The sequence below is a fragment of the Sandaracinobacteroides sayramensis genome, assembly GCF_022014495.1.
In the GTDB taxonomy this organism is placed as follows: Bacteria; Pseudomonadota; Alphaproteobacteria; order Sphingomonadales; family Sphingomonadaceae; genus Sandaracinobacteroides; species Sandaracinobacteroides sayramense.
In genome coordinates this window covers 49,284-65,916 of sequence record NZ_JAKLSQ010000019.1, presented here as the reverse complement: position 1 = coordinate 65,916, position 16,633 = coordinate 49,284, and the positions used below count along the sequence as shown (strand labels likewise).

Sequence of the window (16,633 nt, the reverse complement as noted above, 5' to 3'; positions counted from 1 at the left end):
TTCAGCTTTCCCCCGATCGCGCATGCGCCTGCGTGCCGCGCGTGAAAACAAGGTCGGTGTCGAGGACTGCCTCGATGGGGATATCCGCCTCCGCCGCCATCTCGGCGTAGAGCGGGGCGAAGTCCGTTTCGATGGTCTGCCGCAGCAGGTCCTCGAAACTCTCCACCACGAAGTAGCTCTGCTGATAATCGTCGATGCGATAGGGGGTGCGCATCACCCGTTTCAGGTCGAAGCCGAGGCGGTTGGGGGAGGGGGCGTCCAGCGCGAACACCGATTCCGCATGGGAGGAGACGATGCCGGCCCCATAAAGCCGAAGCCCGCCTTCGTTGCGGATCAGCCCGAACTCGACGGTGTACCAGTAGAGGCGCGAAAGCCGCTCGATCGCGCCCAGCCCGTCGGCCCGCAGCCCGCCTTCGCCATAGGCCTGCATATAGTCGGCGAACACCGGGTGCGCCAGCAGCGGCACATGGCCGAAGACATCGTGGAAGATGTCCGGCTCCTGCAGATAGTCCATCTGCTCGGGCGTGCGGATGAAGCGGCCGGCGACGAAGCGGCGGTTGGCCAGATGCTCGAAAAAGGTCCGGTCGGGCACGAGGCCGGGAACGGCGACGACCTGCCAGCCGGTCGCCTTCGTCAGCCGTTCGGACAATTCGTCGAAATCGGGAATGCCGGGCCTGGTCATGCGCAGCATGTCGAGGCCGGACATGAATTCCGGCACCACGCGCTCGGGCAGCATGGCCGCCTGCCGCGCGAAGAGCTTGTCCCACATGGCGTGCTCGGCGGCTGAATAGCGCTCCCATTGCTGGGGGATCGTCCAGTCGCCGGCCATTTCGGCCGCTGTTTCCAACTCTCCCTCCTCCTCGGCGCCATTCTGATTCATTTCGCTTGAAAAATCCGTTCAAAATCGGTGAGGATTTCGGCCATGATGAAACGATGTCATCGAAAATGGCAAAATAATGAAATCTGATTTCGAGCTAAATCCTCTCGACCGCCGCATCCTCGAGCAGTTGCAGGCCGACGCCTCGATCAGCCACGCCGAACTGGCCGAGCGCGTGGGCAGCACCGCGCCTTCCTGCTGGCGGCGGATCAAGGCGATGGAGCAGGCCGGCGTGCTGACGCGGACGGTGCGCCTCGCCGATCCGGAGAAGCTGGGCTATCCCGTCACCATCCTGTGCAGCGTCCGGCTGCGCAACTACGACCGGGACACGGTGCAGGCGTTCGAGGGTTTCGTGCAGGAGCAGCGCCGGGTGATGGCCTGCTTCACCATATCCGGGGACTGGGATTATCTGCTGCAGGTGATCGCCGCGGACGTTTCCGATTACGAGAGCTTCCTGATGCGGACGCTCCTGACCCATTCATCGGTCGGCGGCGCCTCCTCGCATTTCGCATTGTCCGTGGTGAAACACACGACGTCCGTGCCCTGCTGAGACGGGCCGCACCCTTCGCCCCACGCGCCTCCGAACCTCGCCCGGATCGATCGCGGACGGTGACGCCTTGGGAGCCCGGTTCGATACCGGCGAGGAAAACCCCGATAACGGGCGAAACGGCCGCGCTTTCGCAAGGCGGGCGCAAGTCCGCGCAAGCCATATCTGACGACAACCTGACGGCCGCATTACGATTGTGGCAGAATTGTTTTCATTCATTGCGACGCATTATCGATGCGCAGTAGCAGCCCGGCTCTGCAAGTCACTCGCATTTGCGCGTTTGCTGTTCAGGCTGGGGAGTATCGCAATGAAGTTTTCCAATCCCGTCAAATTCTTGCCTGTGTCGAGGCTGCTCGGCGGCGCAGCGCTGGCGGCCTTTGTCCTGCCGGCTGCCGCCATCGCCCAGGCGAGCGGCGGGAACAGCCAGGCGGTGCAGCTTGCGCAGCTGGAGCCGATCGTCGTCATCGGCACGCGCGAGGATGCGCGGCTTTCCACCGGCTCCGCTGTGGTGATCGACAGCGAGGAATTGCAGACGTTCGAGTTCACCAATGTGCACAGCGTGCTGCGAAGCGCGCCCGGCGTCTATGTCCGCGAGGAGGACGGCATTGGCACCTTCCCGCGCATCGGCATCCGCGCCTCGTCGTCCGGGCGCAGCGACCGCATCTCGATCATGGAGGACGGCATACCCGCGGCGATGGCGCCCTATGCCAACACCTCGGCCTATTACTTCCCCTCCATCGGCCGCATGAGCGGAGTGGAGGTGCTGAAGGGCCCGGAAATCCTTCGCTACGGCCCGCAGACAACCTCAGGCGCGATCAACCTCATCTCGACGCAGATTCCCGACACGCCGTCCGGGTTCGTCAATGCCGAAGCCGGCGGCTGGAACACGCTGAAGCTGCACAGCTGGGCGGGCGGCACCTTCGGCCAGTTCGGCGTGCTGGTGGAAACCTACCAGCACCGCACCGATGGCTTCCAGAAGATCGACCGCTCGAACCTGACGGCGGGGGACAATGTCCGCGAATATATGCTGAAGCTGCGCTGGAAAAGCCCGGACAGCGCCTCCGTTCAGCAGCAGCTCGACCTGAAGCTGTTCAAGGGCGACAACGACGCGGACGTCTCCTATCTCGGCCTGACCGATGCCGACTTCCGCCGCGATCCCAACCGGCGCTACGGCCTCAGCGAGCTCGAGCGCATGTCCCAGGGGCGGGATACCGCCAGCCTGCAGCACCAGCTGCACATCACGCCGGATATCTCGATCGTGTCGACCGGCTATTACACCAAGACCGTGCGCAACTATAAGCGCCTGAACCAGATCAACGGCATCGGCGTGTCGGGCACGGGCATCACCTCGCAGATCAACAATGGCGCGGCGAACGCCGCCTTCCTGCAGGGCATCCTCGACGGCACGCAGAACACCACCCATGCCAATGGCGTGCGCTACGGCAACAATTTCCAGACCTTCGAAAGCACCGGGCTGCAGTTCGAGGGGCGCGCCGCCTTCTCGACCGGCGCCATCGGCCACGAGCTGATGGGCGGCTTCCGCTGGCACAAGGACAAGGCGAAGAACACCGCCACCGTTTCGAACGTCATCTATCAGCAGGTGAACGGCAGCCTCGTCTATCAGGGCGGCACGGCAGCCACGCCGAGCCAGGGCTATGCGGACGCGATCTCCTTCTGGGTCGCCGACCGCATCCGCTTCGGCGACCTGATCCTGCTGCCCCTGGTGCGCCATGAGAGCATCAAGACCCGCGCGAACATCGCCAATCCGGCGAGCGCCCGCAATTCCCTCAAGAAGACGACCTTCGGCCTCGGCCTCAACTATGAAATCAATCCGGAATGGACGGTGCTCGGCGGCGTGCACCAGGGCTTCGCGCCGCCCGGCTCCGGGGCGGTCGAAGGCAGCCGCGGCGAGGAAAGCACGAATATCGAGGGCGGCGTCCGCTACCGCGGGAGCCGTATCGGCATCGACTTGATCGGCTTCTACACCGATTACGACAATGCGCTCAGAACCTGCCTGATCGCCAACCCCTGCCAGGGGGCGGGGGGCGTTCCCATCACCGAAGGCAATCAGCAGGATGGCGCCAAGAAGGTCTACGGCCTGGAAGTCGGGGTGTCCGGCAATCTCTATGAGGGCCGGGATTTCCGGGTGCCGGTCCGCCTGGCCTATACCTACACCGACGGGGAGTATACGCGCGAGGCGCGGGCCGCCGACGGCACCCCCACCTCCGGCGTGCGCAAGGGCGACGTTCTCGACTATACGCCCAAGCACATCGGCCGGCTTCAGGTCGGCCTCGACCATGACCTCGGCTTCAAGTTCAACGCCGGGTTCAACTATTCCGAAGGCACCTGCATCAACACCACCTGCGGCCGGGAGGGGGTGAACAGCCGCTTCCTGCGCACGCAGAACCTGTTCACCCTCGACCTGTCGGCCTCCTACGCCCTGACTTCGGCGATCGACGCCTATGTCCGGGCGGAGAATCTGCTCGACGAGCGCCGGATCACCCACCGTGGAGCGGACGGCGCCCGCGGCAATCCGGCCCGCTACCTGGGCGGTGGCCTGCGCCTGTCGTTCTGAGCCTGGATCCATGCCCCGCGCGCTTGCCGAAGCGCGCGGGGTTCGCCTGCCGGCGGGAGGTTCCCAGATGTCCATCAACACCATGAAGCTCTGCAAACGCAATGTCTTCGAGCGCAAGGCGCTTCGGCTGGTGCGGAGCGCCGAATGGGAAGGAGATGCGGCGCTGCCGTTCTTCGGGAACGGGGAAGGCGACGAATTCTGTCAGGCCCATTTCGGCCATCTGCGCGCATCCGCGGTGCGCAACGGGCTGATGATCCTCCCGCTCGACTCCCCCTATCTCACATCGAGCGAGCTTTTGATGCTGCGCTGGCTGGCGGAAGCGCAGCGGCAGAACGGGCTGCGCACCTGCCATCTGGAAGACATCGACCTCAAGACTTCGCTTGGCCGCTGTGCCATCCTGCTGAAGATGCTGGGCACATGCCTGCCGGCGAACACGCTGCACATCCACACGGATTTGGATGCGAAGCTGAAAGCGGTTAACTCCAGGCGGCAGAGGGCGGCCGGGCATGGCATTCGCCGGGCGCCGTTCGAAGAATGGACTGCGACACAGCGGGGATTTGGCCGTAGATGAACATCCTTCTTCTTGAAGACGATCAGAAGACCGGGTCGTTCATTGCCCGGGGGCTTGCGGAAATCGGCCACCGGGTGGACTGGACGCAGGATGGGGTCGACGGCCTGCGCATGGCGCGCAGCTCCAGCTACGATATCCTGATCGTCGACCGGATGCTGCCCGGCCAGTCCGGCCTCGGAATCATCCAGACCTTGCGATCCGAGGGAGACAAGACGCCGGCCCTCGTTCTGACCGCGCTGTCGGCCGTGGAAGAGCGGGTGGAAGGGCTGGAAGCCGGCGCGGACGACTATCTCGGCAAGCCCTTCGCCTTCAGCGAGCTTCTGGCCCGCGTGCGCGCCCTGCACCGCCGCAACACGGACGATGCGCCTGCCGAGCGCGATAAGGTGAACGTCGGCGACCTGCATGTGGACCTGCGCCACAGGCAGGTCAGCCGCGCCGGAAGGCGCCTTGACCTCACTCCTCAGGAGTATCGGCTGCTGGAATTCCTGGTGCGCCGCGCCGGCCAGACCGTCACCCGCACGATGCTGCTCGAAGGGCTGTGGAGCTATGATTTCGACACGAGGACCAACATCATAGACGCGCATATCAGCCGGTTGCGCGCCAAGATCGACCGGGGTTTCGAGACGTCGCTGCTGCACACCCTGCGCGGGGTGGGCTATGTTCTCGATGCATCCGATTAGATCTTTTTCCGCCCTGTGGCGGACGGCCGCCTTCCGCATGGCGGCGGTTTTCGCCTCCATCTTCGGAGTCGGGGCGGCGACCATGCTGGTGATGCTCGATTTCGGAGTCGCGCGCTTCGCCGAAGAGGAACTGCACAGCGCCTTGTATCACCAGATGGCGATCATGCGGGCCGATGCCCAGCTCGAGGGAAGCGCGGCGCTGGTGAACATCCTCACCGAGCATGTGCGCACGGACAGCGTCAGCCGCTATCGCTATCTCGTCATTCCCCCTGTCGGGCCGCGCTTCAACAGTGGCCTGCCCGAGGACGCGACCCGCTTCGACGGCTTCGGCATCGTCGAGGCGCCTTCGTCCGATGTGTCCTCCATCGGCCGCAAGGCCGAGGTGAGGATGCTGGTGCTGACGGAGCGCATGGCCGACGGCTCCTTCATGGCGGTCGGGCGGGAGAGCTACCCTCTCGACGACCTGCGCGCCGGTCTCCACAAGATCGCGATCTGGGGCAGCCTCGCCCTCATGCTGCTTGCGGTCGTCGCCGGCCTGCTCGCCGGGCTGCTTTTCCTGCGCCGTCTAAAGCTCGTGAACGCCACCACCGGCCGCATCATCGACGGCAATCTGTCGGAGCGGCTTCCGGCCATCGGCTTCGGCCAGGAGTTCGACGATCTGACCCGCAACCTCAATGCCATGCTCGACCGGCTGGAAGCGACGATGGCGGCGATGCGGCAGGTGTCGACCGATGTCGCGCATGACCTGCGCATGCCGCTCACGCGCCTCCGGAACCGGCTGGAGGAACTGCATCCCGCCTCAGATGCGCAGGCGGCCCGGATCGAAAGCGCGATCGAAGAAGCGGACGAACTGCTGTCGCTGTTCAACACCATGCTGCGCATCGCCCGCCTGCAGGCCGGCGACGTGCACCAGGACATGGTGCCGGTGGATCTGTCGCTTCTGGTCGAACGGGCGATCGAGGCCTATCAGCCTGCCGCGGAGCAGAGCGGGCATCTGCTGCTCCACAGGTCGGCTGGCCCGCATATCGTCGTGGGCGATGCCGCGATGCTGAACCAGTTGCTGGCCAATCTGATCGACAATGGGCTTCAGCACACGCCCGCGGGGACGAGCGTCGAAATCGCCCTTTCCTCTGCGGCGGACGGCGTGCGGCTGCTGGTGAAGGACGACGGGCCGGGCGTGGGCGAAGCGGAAGTGCCGAATCTCACGAAACGCTTCTACCGCGCGGACGACAGCCGCACGCGGCCGGGAACGGGTCTTGGCCTCACCCTTGTCTCCGCGATCGTGGATCTGCACGAGGCCAGCCTGCGGATATCCGGCCATCCCGGATTTGCCGTGGAGGTGTGGTTCAGCCGCGTGAGCCCGGCCTGATCGGAACCGGCCTGAGAAGCTCCGCGATCGAAGCCGGCTTCGAAAGCCGGCGCGCCGGATTCTCGGGCGCGCCCGCGACCAAGGCAGCGGGCAATTCACCCCAGCTCGCTAGACTTGCAAATCCAGGACTTGCTTCAGGAACATTGCTTCGATAATGGTATGTTATACCGTTACATTATCATCGGGGGAATCGTGGATATCCGTTCGCCGCTTCGCGCGGCATTGGCGCTTGGGCTGCCCTTCTTCACCGCTCCGGCCTTTGCCGGCGATCAGGAAGACAAGCGCCGTCTTTCCGATATCGTCGTGACAGGAGTCGCGGCGGACGACGGATATGCCCCCGAAAGGGCTTCCGTCGCGGGGAAAAGCCCGGTTCCGCTGCTGGAGGTTCCGCAATCCGTCAGCGTGGTGACCCGGGAGCAGATAGAGGATCGCAACCTCTTCACCATCGGAGAAGCGGTGCAGACGGTCGCGGGCGTCACGGTGATGCCGTTCGACGGCACCAACCCGGATTTCCGCTCGCGCGGCTTCGTTCTCGATTTCGCCTATGACGGTGTGCCGTCCACCTTCTCCTCCGGCGTGCCGGAATTCGACCTCGTCATCTACGAGCGGATCGAGGTCCAGCGCGGGCCGACCGGCCTGTTCCGCGGATCGGGCTCTCCGGGCGGCACGATCAACCTCATCCGCAAGCGGGGGCAGGAGCGGTTCGCCATCTCCGGCGCGCTTTCCGGCGGTTCGTGGAACAACTACCGCGGCGAATTCGATATCGGCGGCCCCATCGACCGGGACGGGCGCCTGCGGGCCCGCGTCGTGGGGGCGCTGCACGATCGGAACTTCTTCCAGGCGAAGTCCCACACGCGCAAGCTCACCTCCTATGCGGCGGTCGACTTCGATCTCACACCCACGACCAGCATCGGCGGGTCGTTCAGCTATCAGGACACCGAAGCCCAGACGCCGATGAGCGGGCAGCCGGCCTTCACCGACCAGCGGTTCCTGAACTTCCCCCGCGATTTCCAGCATCTGCCGAACTGGAACCTGTTCACCGAAACCACCATCGAATATGCCGCCGAGGTGCAGCAGCGGCTCGGCGACTGGTCGCTCACCGTGCGCGCGCTGCACCGGGACATTCCGCGCGCCTGGGAGGATGCCTTCATCCGCCCCGGCACCGGCGTCGATCCGCTGACGCTGACGGCGGAATATGTGAACCGGCGCAGCAAGGGGGAGAATGGCAAGACGGCGTTGGACGCCTATGCCACCGGCCCCTTCACCCTGTTCGGGCGCGAGCAGCAGCTGACCGTCGGCTACAGCTTCGACAAGCGGACGACATCCTTCCTCGCCCGGACGCAGACCTCCGTGGGCCGATTCTCCATCTTCAATCCGGACGCGATTCCCCTGCCGCCGGTGCAATACACCTCCGGCAGCGAGACCGACCTGCGGCAGAGCGGCGTGCACGCGCAGCTCCGGCTGCGGCCGATCGAGCGGCTGACGATCGTCGCCGGCGGCCGCTTCAGCGACTACACCAACAAGAGCCGGGGCATTCCCCCGTCCGTTCCAAGCGATTTCCGGGTGACCGCGCGGGAGCGCGGCGTGTTCACGCCAAGCATCGGCGCGGTTGTGCACCTCGCCGGCAATGCGACGCTCTATGGAAGCTATTCGGACATCTTCAATCCGCAGACCGCGCAACGCAGCGACGGCAGCGTGCTGGAGCCGCGCGTGGGGGCGCAATATGAGGTGGGGCTGAAGGGGCGCTTCCTCGACGGCAAGCTGAACGCCAGCGCCGCGGTTTTCCGCAGCAAGGACAAGAACCGCGCGCTCGCCGACACCGCCGCCCCCGGCTTCTTCGTGCCGGCCGGCGTCGTCCGTATCGAGGGGTTCGAGGCCGAAGTCAGCGGCTCGCCGATGGATGGGCTCGACCTCACCGCCAGCTACACCAACACGAAAACCGAATATGAAGTGGGAACGGCGGCGCAGACCGGCGCGGTGTTCGACATCTTCACCCCGCGCCACCAGTATAAATTCTATGCCCGCTACGAGCCGGCCGCGCTGGGCGGCGGCTTCGCCTCCGTCAGCCTGAACGGGCAAAGCAGTGTGATCGGCGCGGGCGTGGCGAACCTTCGGGAGCAAGGCCCGTTCGCCGTGGCCGGCGGCCAGCTCGGGTGGCGCTTCAGCGACGGGCTGCGCGCCTTCGTCAGCGTCAACAACCTGTTCGACAAGGTTTATTACCAGCGCGTCGGCTCGATCAACACCTATAACTTCTATGGCGAGCCGCGGAACGTCCTGCTGACGCTGAGGGCCAGCTACTGATGCGCGCGGGTGGCGCCGTTCCCGTCGTCGCCGGCCTGCAATGGCGGCTGCTTGTCCGCGACCGCCGACTGATGCTGCTGGGGCTGGCGCTGTTGCTGCTGCTGTGCACCGCGGCCATGACCGGGGCCGCGCTGCAGACGGCGCAGGAAGCGGAGCGGCAGGCGGCGCAGGCGGAGGAAGCGCGGGTCTGGGCGATGCAGGGGGCGGCCAATCCGCATGGCGCGGCGCATTTCGGCCGCTATCTCTTCAAGCCGCTGTCGCCGCTGGCCGTCATGGACCCCGGGCTGCTCCCCCAGCTCGGCACCTCGCTAAAGCTGGAGGCGCATGCGAACAATCCGGCGCGCCACCGGGCGATCGACGGCGGCACCTCTCTCGACCGGTTCGGCGGCCTCAGCCCGGCGACGATGCTGCAGGTGCTGGTGCCGCTGCTCATCATCCTGTCCGCCTTCGCGACCTTCTCCGGGGAACGCGCGCGCGGGCTGCTCCGGCAGGAGCTGGCAACCGGCATCGCCCCGGGCAAGCTGATGGCCGGGCGCCTTCTGGGGGTGGGCGCGATGCTCCTGCTGCTGTTGCTGGCCGCAACTCTGGCGGGAATTGGCGCCCTGTGGCTTGCGGGCGGCGCGGCTGGCCAGATCGTGCCGCTGCTCTGGATGGGGCTGGGCTACGCCCTCTATCTGCTCAGCTTCGCGGCCCTGACGCTCGCGGCTTCCGCCACCTTCTCCTCGGCGCGAACCTCGCTGGTGGCGATGCTGGCCTTCTGGGCCATGGCGACGCTGTTCGTGCCGCGGATCGCGCCGACGTTCGCGGAAGCGCGGGCGCCGACGCTTTCCGGCCCGGCGTTCGAGGCGGCGGTCACCCGCGAGGTGATGGAGGGGCCGAGCGGCCATGACCCGCGCGACGCGCGGCTGGAACGGCTGCGGCAGGACACCATGCGCCGCTATGGCGTCACCCGCCTCGAAGACCTGCCGGTCGACTTCAACGGCGTCGCGCTACTGCACGGCGAGGCGCTGTCGACCGACATCTACCGCCGCCACTTCGCCGCGCTTTACGACGGCTACGACCGGCAGGCGGCGATCCAGCGCCGCTTTTCCCTGCTGTCCCCCGCGCAGGCCATGCGGCCCTGGTCGGCGGCGATGGCGCAGACCGACCAGCAGGCGCACCGCCGCTTTCTCGAACAGGCGGACCGCTTCCGCTTCGAACTGGTGCAGAAGCTCAACCGCGCCATCATCCATCGCCCGAGAGACATCGAGGGGCCCTATATGGCCGATGTCGCGGCGATCACCGGCGACATGCGGTTCGTGGCCGAACCCGTGTGGGCGCAAGAGGCATTGGCGCGCCACTGGGCCGACCTCGCCATCCTGTTGGCCTGGGCCGGCCTTTCCGTCCTGCTGGCCTTCGCCGCCGCGCGCCGCCTGGGAAGGGCCGGCGCATGAGCTGGGGAACCTCCATCGCGCGCCTCGAACTGGTGCGGGCCTGGCGCGATCCGGTGATGCGGGCGATGCTGATCCTGTTCCTGATCGCCGCGGGCTATGCGGCGCTGACCGGCGCCCGCTGGGCGGAGCAGCGCCAGCTTGCCGTGCAGGAAGCCGTGGCCAAGGCCGATGAAATCATGGGGAAGCGGCGCGACGAATTCGCGGCGATGGTGGCAAAGGGCGAGAAGCCCAATTTCGGCCTGATCTACGCGAGCGCGCTTCCCTTCCGCGCCGGGCTGCCCAATGCGCCGCTCGCGGCGCTGTCGGCCGGGCAGGCGGAAGGCTATCCGGCGGCAGCGAATGTGGCGCCGTTCGCCGACCCCTGGGCGATGTTCGATTCGCATGCGACAGGGCTTGAAAGCCCCGCCGTGCTCGCGGCGGGCCGGTTCGACCTGGCCTTCGTGATCGTCGTGCTGATGCCGTTGCTGCTGCTTGCCGCGACCTATGATTTCTGGGCGCGCGACGTGGAGAATGGCAGCGCCCGGTTCCAGCTCGCCCAGCCCGTGCGCCCCGCGAAACTGATCCTGACGCGGGCGCTGGTGCGCGGCGGCTCGATACTGCTGGGGGCGATGCTGATCGCCTGCGGCTGGCTGCTCGCCGCCGGCGGACAGCATATGCGCGACATCGCCGTCCTCGCCATGGTCATTCTGGCCTATGGCGCCTTCTGGATCGCGCTCGCCATTCTCATCAATCTCCTCGTGCGGGTATCGACCACCGCCGCTCTCGCCGGCGGCACGGCCTGGCTGGCGATCGTCCTGCTGCTGCCGGCGGTGGCGGTGGCCGTGGCGGAGCTTGCCGCCCCGCCACCCTCGGCCATGGCCTATACGAACGCCGTCCGCGTCGCCGGGCTGGAGGTGCGGGAAGCGAACCGGAGCGCGGCGCGCCAGGCGGCGACCGCCGAGTCCGGCCGCGCCTATCCGGCCTCGCTCTGGCACAGCCGGGGCGAGGCGCTTCAGCGCGACGCGCGGCTGGGCCCCATCCATAGGGCCTATGCCGAAGGCTGGGCCCGGCACCGCGCGCTGGAGGACCGGCTGCGCTTCCTGTCTCCGGCCGTGATCGCGCAGGACGCGCTCGACCGGGTCGCCGGGACGGACGCCGGCCGCGCCACCGCCTTCCAGCGGCAGGCGCGGGACTTCGCCGCCGAAGCGCGGAAACTGGCCTTCGACTGGATGGACAAGGACCGGCTCATGACGCTTGCCGACTATGACCGGCCCCTGCTGCGCTTCGAATTCGTCGAGCCGCCGCGCAGCGGGCCTCTGCTGCGCGACATTCTCGCCTTGCTTCTGTTCACCGCGCTGGTGCTGGCGCCGGCGGCGCTTCGCCTGCGGCAAGGCGCGGCGAAGCTTCTTTGAGGACCTCCCCGATGCTCGAAGCCGTCTCGCTGACCAAGGATTTCGGAGCGCACCGCGCGCTCGATACGCTCGACCTGCGGGTCGATCCGGGCGAGATCGTCTGCCTGCTCGGCGCCAATGGCGCGGGCAAGACGACGACGATCAACCTGTTCCTCGGCTTTCTGGAGCCGACCTCGGGCGAAGCCCGGGTCGACGGAGTCGACGTGCGCCGCGATCCGGTCGGCAGCAAGCGCAAGCTCCTTTATGTGCCGGAACAGATCGCGCTGTTCGGCGAATTGTCGGGCTGCGAGAATCTGGCCTATTTCGTCGCCCTTTCGGGCCTGGAAGATCGCTCCCCCGCCTTTCTGCGCCGCTGTCTGTCGCAGGCCGGGCTGCCGGAGCAGGCGATGGACCGGCGCGCCTCCGGCTATTCGAAGGGCATGCGGCAGAAAGTCGGCCTGGCGCTCGCCATCGCCAAGGAAGCGCGCGCGCTGCTGCTGGACGAGCCGACGTCCGGGCTGGATCCGCAGGCTTCGGCGGAATTCCACGACCTGATCGTTCGCCAGCGCGATTCCGGGGCGGCGGTGCTGATGGTGACCCACGATCTGTTCCGCGCCCGCGAAGTGGGAACGCGCATAGGCCTGATGCGGCAGGGAAAGCTCCGCCGCATGCTGGCTGCCGCCGACATCACCGCGACGGAACTGGAAAACCTCTATCTCGAGGAAATGGGGCGGGTCGACGGCTGACCGGGAACAGGATCGCGCTATTGCGGATGAAGGCGTAACAGAATAACATATCAGGATGATCTGGAAGCCCGTCATCCGGCCCCTCTCCCTGGTCGCTTTCGCCCTGCTGTCCGGGCATTCCTCCGCCTTCGCCTGCGACATGCACGGCTTCATGGGGGGATGGGGCTATGATGCAGACTATGAATCCGCCCCGGTTTCCGAGGCGCAGGCCGAAGCCGAGCGCCTCGCGACCATGCAGAGAGCGCGTCAGGCTTTTCTGAGCCGTTTTCCGGGCGTCGCTCAAGTCAGGGAGCCGAGTTCGCCGGAGCCCCTTCCCCCCCTTCAGGCGGAGAGGTCGGACCCCACATCCGGCCGGCTTTGACATGGCTTTGCAGGATGAACCGCTGCTGGAACTGAAGGCCGTGCACCATGCGATCGGCGGCCGGACCATCGTTGAAATCGAGCATTGGGCTCTGCGGCCGGGGGAGCATGCGCTGCTTCTCGGCCCGTCCGGCTCCGGCAAGACCAGCCTCATCAACATCGTCTGCGGTCTCGTCGCGCCGACCGGCGGCGAGGTGCGGGTCGCCGGCGAGCGGATGACGGGGGTCTCTGCCCTGGAAAAGGACGATCTGCGCCGGCGCCGCATCGGCCTGGTGTTCCAGACGCTGCGGCTGGTCTCCGCCCTGACCGTGCGGCAGAATCTGCTTCTGGCGCAGACGATCGGCCGGAGGCTTCGGGACGAGGCGGATGTCGACCGGCTGATCGGGCGCGTCGGCCTGTCGCACCGCGCCCATGGCCGCCCGCGCGAGCTGAGCCAGGGCGAAGGCCAGCGCGCCGCCATTGCGCGGGCGCTGGTGGCGCGCCCGGCGCTGGTGATCGCCGACGAGCCCACCTCCGCCCTGGACGACGCGAATACCGGCCGGATGCTGGATCTGCTTTTCGATTCCGCCGCCGCCACCGGCGCGACGCTGCTGGTCGCCACGCATGACGAGCGCGTTCGCGGCCGTTTCGCGCACAGGCTGGAACTGGCGGCGCGCGCATGAGCATCTTCGCCCTGACGCTGGCCTATCTCCGGGACCGGAAGCTGGCCACGCTGCTGAATATCCTGCTGCTGACGCTCGGCGTCGCCACGCTGGTGCTGCTGCGGATATTCGCCAGCCAGCTGGAAAGCCGGCTCGACCGCGACGCGCAGGGGATCGATCTGGTGGTGGGCGCCAAGGGCTCGCCGATGCAGCTGATCCTGTCGGGCGTCTTCCATATCGACGCGCCGACCGGCAACATCCCGTTGGAGACGCTCGACCTGCTGCGCCGGCAGCCGACGGTGGGCCAGGCGATCCCGCTGGCCCTGGGCGACAACTTCCGCGGCTTCCGCATCGTCGGAACGGAGGCCGGCTATCTCGACCTTTACGGCGCGGAGCTGGCGGACGGGCGCCTGTTCGACCGGCCCATGGAGGCGGTGATCGGCAGCGCCGTCGCGGCCGGCACCCATGCCGCGCTCGGGCAGCGGTTCACGGGCAGCCACGGCCTCGGCGAAGGCGGCCACAGCCATGAGGACACGCCCTTCACCGTCGTCGGCCGGCTGAAGCCCACCGGCACGGTGGTCGACCGGCTGATCCTGACGCCGGTGGAAAGCGTCTGGAACGTCCATGGAATCCACCATGAGGAGCATGAGGATGGCCATGAGCATGCGCCATCCGCTGAGGAGACCCACGGCCACCATCACGATCACGATCACGATCATGAGGCCCGGCCCGCACCGGCGGCGATGGATTCCGGCCGGCAGGCGGAGCTGAAGCCCGAGGTTACGGCCATCCTCGTCCGCTACCGCTCGGCTCTGGGCGCGGTGCAGCTTCCGGGCTTCATCAACCGGCAAACGGATCTCCAGGCCGCCGTGCCCGCGGTCGAACTGGCCCGAATCCTTTCTCTCGTGGGGATCGGCCTGGACACGATGCGCGTTCTGGCGCTGCTGCAGATGCTGACGGCCGCGCTTTCCATCTTCGTGGCGCTCTACGGCTCGCTGCAGAAGCGCCAGGGCGACATGGCCCTTCTGAGGGTGATCGGCGCCTCGCGCGGGCAGGTCTTCGGCCAGGTCCTGCTGGAAGGGCTGTTGCTGGCGGCCGCCGGCGCCATTCTGGGATTGCTGCTGGGCCACGCCGTCGTCGGCGTCGCCGCGGCCATCTTCCCGGAACTGCGGGAGCTTGGCGTGTCGGCGCTGCACTTCGATCCCGCGGAGCTTCTGATCCTGCTCGGGGCGCTGGGGCTGGGGCTGCTCGCTGCCCTGATTCCGGCCCTTCAGGTCTATCGAACGGATATCGCCCGCACACTTGCCGAGGTCCAATGAACCGAAAACGCCCTTTCGCCGTGGCGGTTTGCGCCGCCCTTCTGGCCGGCGTGCCGGCCGCCGCCATCCAGCCGGGCCCGGCGTTGAAGCCCAGCGAAAGCGTCTGGACGGCCGCCCCCACGCCCAAGGGCGGTGTTTCCTGGGCGGTGCTGGAATCCACCAAGGAAACCACCCGGCTGGACAAGGAGGGCCTGATCCGCTCGAAGCCGATCTTCCCGCCGGGCATCAAGGCGCTGGCGGGCAAGCGGATCAAGGTGAGCGGCTATATGCTGCCGCTGCAGAATGGCGCGAGGCAGACGCATTTCGTCCTGCTCGCCTATCCGCCGGACTGTCCGTTCCACCTGAACCCGGCGCCCATGCAGTTCATCGAGGTGCGGTCCGCGACCCCCGTGCCGGTCAGCAACGATGTCGTCACCGTCGAGGGCCTGTTGTCGCTGCACGGGGAAGACGAGCAGGGCATCTTCTATCGCTTCACCGACGCGAAGCCAGCCTGAAGGGGGCCGGCCTGACCGGAGCCGGCCTGACCGGGCGCGGACGATCAGGCTTCTGCCGGCTGCGGCTCATCCCAGCTCGGGAAGGGGTCGGCCAGCCCGCTCCAGGCGTCGGGGGTGAGGGCGTCCGCCGGCACGAGGCAGGCGTCGAGCCGACGGCGCAGGCTTTCCTCGTCCATGCCGATTCCGATCAGCACCAGCTCCTGCCGCCGGTCGCCCCACACCTGGTCCCAATGCTGGCGCACATGCAGTTCGAAGCGGTCGTCGGCGGGCCAGCGGTTGCGGGGCACGGCGGCCCACCAGCGCCCCATCCGCGAGACATTGGTCTGCCGCCCGGCCACGGCGAGTTCCGCCACGAAGTCGGGCCGCGTGGCGAGCCAGAAATGCCCCTTCGCGCGCAGCACATGGGCAAGGCCGCCCTCGGTCAGGAAGCGATGGAAGCGGGCGGGGTCGAAGGGGCGCCGGGCCCGGTAGACGAAACTCTCGATTCCATATTCCTCCGTCTCCGGGCGATGGCTGGCGAATCCGTAGAGCTCCTTCGCCCAGAGCGGGTGGTTTTCCGCTTCCTCCGCGTCGAACCGCCCCGTCGCCAGCACTTCGTCCAGCGGCACGCGGGCCTGGTCCGCGGTGACGATCCGGGCATCGGCGTTCAGCGAGGCGACAAGCTGCCGCACGCGCGCGAGCTGCTCGGGGCTGACGTCGCCCGCCTTGTTGACGACGATCACATCCGCGAACTCGATCTGCTCCACCAGCAGGCTCACGAGCTGCCGGTCGTCCTCCTCTCCAAGCGATTCCCCGCGATCCGCCAGGAAATCCTCGCTGGTGTAATCCGCCATCAGGTTCAGGGCGTCGACGACGGTCACCATGGTGTCGAGCCGGGCGACATCGTCGAGGGACACGCCGGCCTCGTCCCGGAAGGAGAAGGTGGCGGCGACCGGCAGGGGTTCGGAGATGCCGGTGCTCTCGATCACCAGATAGTCGAAGCGTCCCGCTTCGGCGAGGGCGCGCACCTCTTTCAGCAGATCGTCCCTGAGGGTGCAGCAGATGCAGCCGTTGGTCATCTCCACCAGCGTTTCCTCGCTGCGCGAAAGCGCGGCCTCTCCACCGCGCACCAGCTCCGCGTCGATATTGATCTCGGACATGTCGTTCACGATGACGGCCACGCGCCGCCCCTCGCGATTGGCCAATATATGGTTGAGGAGCGTGGTCTTGCCCGCCCCCAGAAAGCCGGACAGCACGGTGACCGGAAGGCGATGATCCAGTGAAAGCATGAAACCACCTTGATATGTGTGATGTTATAACATACAATTAAATCCATCGGCCGCTTCTGTCCAGCGGCAACCGACCGGAAGG

The 16,633-nt window shown here is 67.0% G+C and carries 15 protein-coding genes; 13 read left to right on the top strand and 2 right to left on the bottom strand.

Going from position 1 to position 16,633, the window contains the following annotated elements; genetic code table 11:
* Position 1 precedes the first annotated feature (1 nt).
* Positions 2 to 829: a phenylalanine 4-monooxygenase gene (gene phhA, locus L6Q21_RS13845; protein WP_237831473.1), complete on the bottom strand. Its 828-nt coding sequence runs from the start codon at positions 827 to 829 to the stop codon at positions 2 to 4.
* Between the two features lie 127 nt (positions 830 to 956).
* Between phhA and L6Q21_RS13840 the strand changes: the two genes are divergently transcribed.
* From L6Q21_RS13840 to L6Q21_RS13780, 13 genes are all read left to right on the top strand, one after another.
* Entirely contained in the window at positions 957 to 1,427 is a 471-nt protein-coding gene (locus tag L6Q21_RS13840; RefSeq protein WP_237831361.1) for an Lrp/AsnC family transcriptional regulator, read from the top strand.
* Between the two features lie 304 nt (positions 1,428 to 1,731).
* The gene (locus L6Q21_RS13835; RefSeq protein ID WP_237831360.1) at positions 1,732 to 3,999 is read left to right on the top strand and encodes a TonB-dependent receptor family protein; all 2,268 of its coding nucleotides are present in this window, start codon (positions 1,732 to 1,734) and stop codon (positions 3,997 to 3,999) included.
* A complete protein-coding gene (locus L6Q21_RS13830; protein WP_237831359.1) occupies positions 3,932 to 4,570 on the top strand; it encodes a hypothetical protein in 639 nt (212 codons plus the stop codon). The genes L6Q21_RS13835 and L6Q21_RS13830 overlap by 68 nt, the downstream gene beginning before the upstream one ends.
* Positions 4,567 to 5,250, top strand: a complete 684-nt coding sequence (locus L6Q21_RS13825; RefSeq protein WP_237831358.1) for a response regulator transcription factor — start codon at positions 4,567 to 4,569, stop codon at positions 5,248 to 5,250. The genes L6Q21_RS13830 and L6Q21_RS13825 overlap by 4 nt, the downstream gene beginning before the upstream one ends.
* 37 nt (positions 5,251 to 5,287) lie before the next feature.
* Positions 5,288 to 6,619 (top strand): sensor histidine kinase, encoded by a 1,332-nt coding sequence (locus L6Q21_RS13820; RefSeq protein ID WP_237831357.1) that lies wholly within the window; start codon positions 5,288 to 5,290, stop codon positions 6,617 to 6,619.
* Between the two features lie 192 nt (positions 6,620 to 6,811).
* Positions 6,812 to 8,920 (top strand): TonB-dependent siderophore receptor, encoded by a 2,109-nt coding sequence (locus tag L6Q21_RS13815; protein WP_237831356.1) that lies wholly within the window; start codon positions 6,812 to 6,814, stop codon positions 8,918 to 8,920.
* Positions 8,920 to 10,353 (top strand): DUF3526 domain-containing protein, encoded by a 1,434-nt coding sequence (locus tag L6Q21_RS13810; RefSeq protein WP_237831355.1) that lies wholly within the window; start codon positions 8,920 to 8,922, stop codon positions 10,351 to 10,353. Before L6Q21_RS13815 ends, L6Q21_RS13810 begins: the two co-directional genes overlap by 1 nt.
* Entirely contained in the window at positions 10,350 to 11,744 is a 1,395-nt protein-coding gene (locus L6Q21_RS13805) for a DUF3526 domain-containing protein (RefSeq protein ID WP_237831354.1), read from the top strand. The genes L6Q21_RS13810 and L6Q21_RS13805 overlap by 4 nt, the downstream gene beginning before the upstream one ends.
* A gap of 11 nt (positions 11,745 to 11,755) precedes the next feature.
* The gene (locus L6Q21_RS13800; RefSeq protein WP_237831353.1) at positions 11,756 to 12,469 is read left to right on the top strand and encodes an ABC transporter ATP-binding protein; all 714 of its coding nucleotides are present in this window, start codon (positions 11,756 to 11,758) and stop codon (positions 12,467 to 12,469) included.
* Positions 12,470 to 12,524: 55 nt separating this feature from the next.
* The gene (locus L6Q21_RS13795; RefSeq protein ID WP_237831352.1) at positions 12,525 to 12,830 is read left to right on the top strand and encodes a hypothetical protein; all 306 of its coding nucleotides are present in this window, start codon (positions 12,525 to 12,527) and stop codon (positions 12,828 to 12,830) included.
* Between the two features lies 1 nt (position 12,831).
* The gene (locus L6Q21_RS13790; RefSeq protein WP_237831351.1) at positions 12,832 to 13,491 is read left to right on the top strand and encodes an ABC transporter ATP-binding protein; all 660 of its coding nucleotides are present in this window, start codon (positions 12,832 to 12,834) and stop codon (positions 13,489 to 13,491) included.
* Positions 13,488 to 14,789 carry an ABC transporter permease gene (locus L6Q21_RS13785; protein ID WP_237831350.1) on the top strand — a complete coding sequence of 434 codons (1,302 nt, stop codon included), beginning with the start codon at positions 13,488 to 13,490 and terminating at the stop codon, positions 14,787 to 14,789. Before L6Q21_RS13790 ends, L6Q21_RS13785 begins: the two co-directional genes overlap by 4 nt.
* A complete protein-coding gene (locus L6Q21_RS13780; RefSeq protein WP_237831349.1) occupies positions 14,786 to 15,283 on the top strand; it encodes a DUF3299 domain-containing protein in 498 nt (165 codons plus the stop codon). The genes L6Q21_RS13785 and L6Q21_RS13780 overlap by 4 nt, the downstream gene beginning before the upstream one ends.
* Positions 15,284 to 15,327: 44 nt before the next feature.
* Here L6Q21_RS13780 and zigA read toward each other — a convergent pair whose 3' ends face one another.
* Complete coding sequence (zigA, locus tag L6Q21_RS13775) at positions 15,328 to 16,551, bottom strand: zinc metallochaperone GTPase ZigA (RefSeq protein ID WP_237831348.1); 1,224 nt, start codon at positions 16,549 to 16,551, stop codon at positions 15,328 to 15,330.
* Between the last annotated feature and the right edge of the window lie 82 nt (positions 16,552 to 16,633).

Bases quoted from the DNA above. Each gene is read 5' to 3' on its own strand.
- L6Q21_RS13780 (WP_237831349.1), top strand. From the start codon at position 14,786: ATGAACCGAAAACGCCCTTTCGCCGTGGCGGTTTGCGCCGCCCTTCTG.
- L6Q21_RS13825 (WP_237831358.1), top strand. From the start codon at position 4,567: ATGAACATCCTTCTTCTTGAAGACGATCAGAAGACCGGGTCGTTCATT.
- zigA (WP_237831348.1), bottom strand. From the start codon at position 16,551: ATGCTTTCACTGGATCATCGCCTTCCGGTCACCGTGCTGTCCGGCTTT.
- L6Q21_RS13795 (WP_237831352.1), top strand. From the start codon at position 12,525: ATGATCTGGAAGCCCGTCATCCGGCCCCTCTCCCTGGTCGCTTTCGCC.
- L6Q21_RS13800 (WP_237831353.1), top strand. From the start codon at position 11,756: ATGCTCGAAGCCGTCTCGCTGACCAAGGATTTCGGAGCGCACCGCGCG.
- L6Q21_RS13835 (WP_237831360.1), top strand. From the start codon at position 1,732: ATGAAGTTTTCCAATCCCGTCAAATTCTTGCCTGTGTCGAGGCTGCTC.
- phhA (WP_237831473.1), bottom strand. From the start codon at position 829: ATGGCCGGCGACTGGACGATCCCCCAGCAATGGGAGCGCTATTCAGCC.
- L6Q21_RS13805 (WP_237831354.1), top strand. From the start codon at position 10,350: ATGAGCTGGGGAACCTCCATCGCGCGCCTCGAACTGGTGCGGGCCTGG.
- L6Q21_RS13840 (WP_237831361.1), top strand. From the start codon at position 957: ATGAAATCTGATTTCGAGCTAAATCCTCTCGACCGCCGCATCCTCGAG.
- L6Q21_RS13790 (WP_237831351.1), top strand. From the start codon at position 12,832: ATGGCTTTGCAGGATGAACCGCTGCTGGAACTGAAGGCCGTGCACCAT.
- L6Q21_RS13810 (WP_237831355.1), top strand. From the start codon at position 8,920: ATGCGCGCGGGTGGCGCCGTTCCCGTCGTCGCCGGCCTGCAATGGCGG.
- L6Q21_RS13785 (WP_237831350.1), top strand. From the start codon at position 13,488: ATGAGCATCTTCGCCCTGACGCTGGCCTATCTCCGGGACCGGAAGCTG.
- L6Q21_RS13820 (WP_237831357.1), top strand. From the start codon at position 5,288: ATGGCGGCGGTTTTCGCCTCCATCTTCGGAGTCGGGGCGGCGACCATG.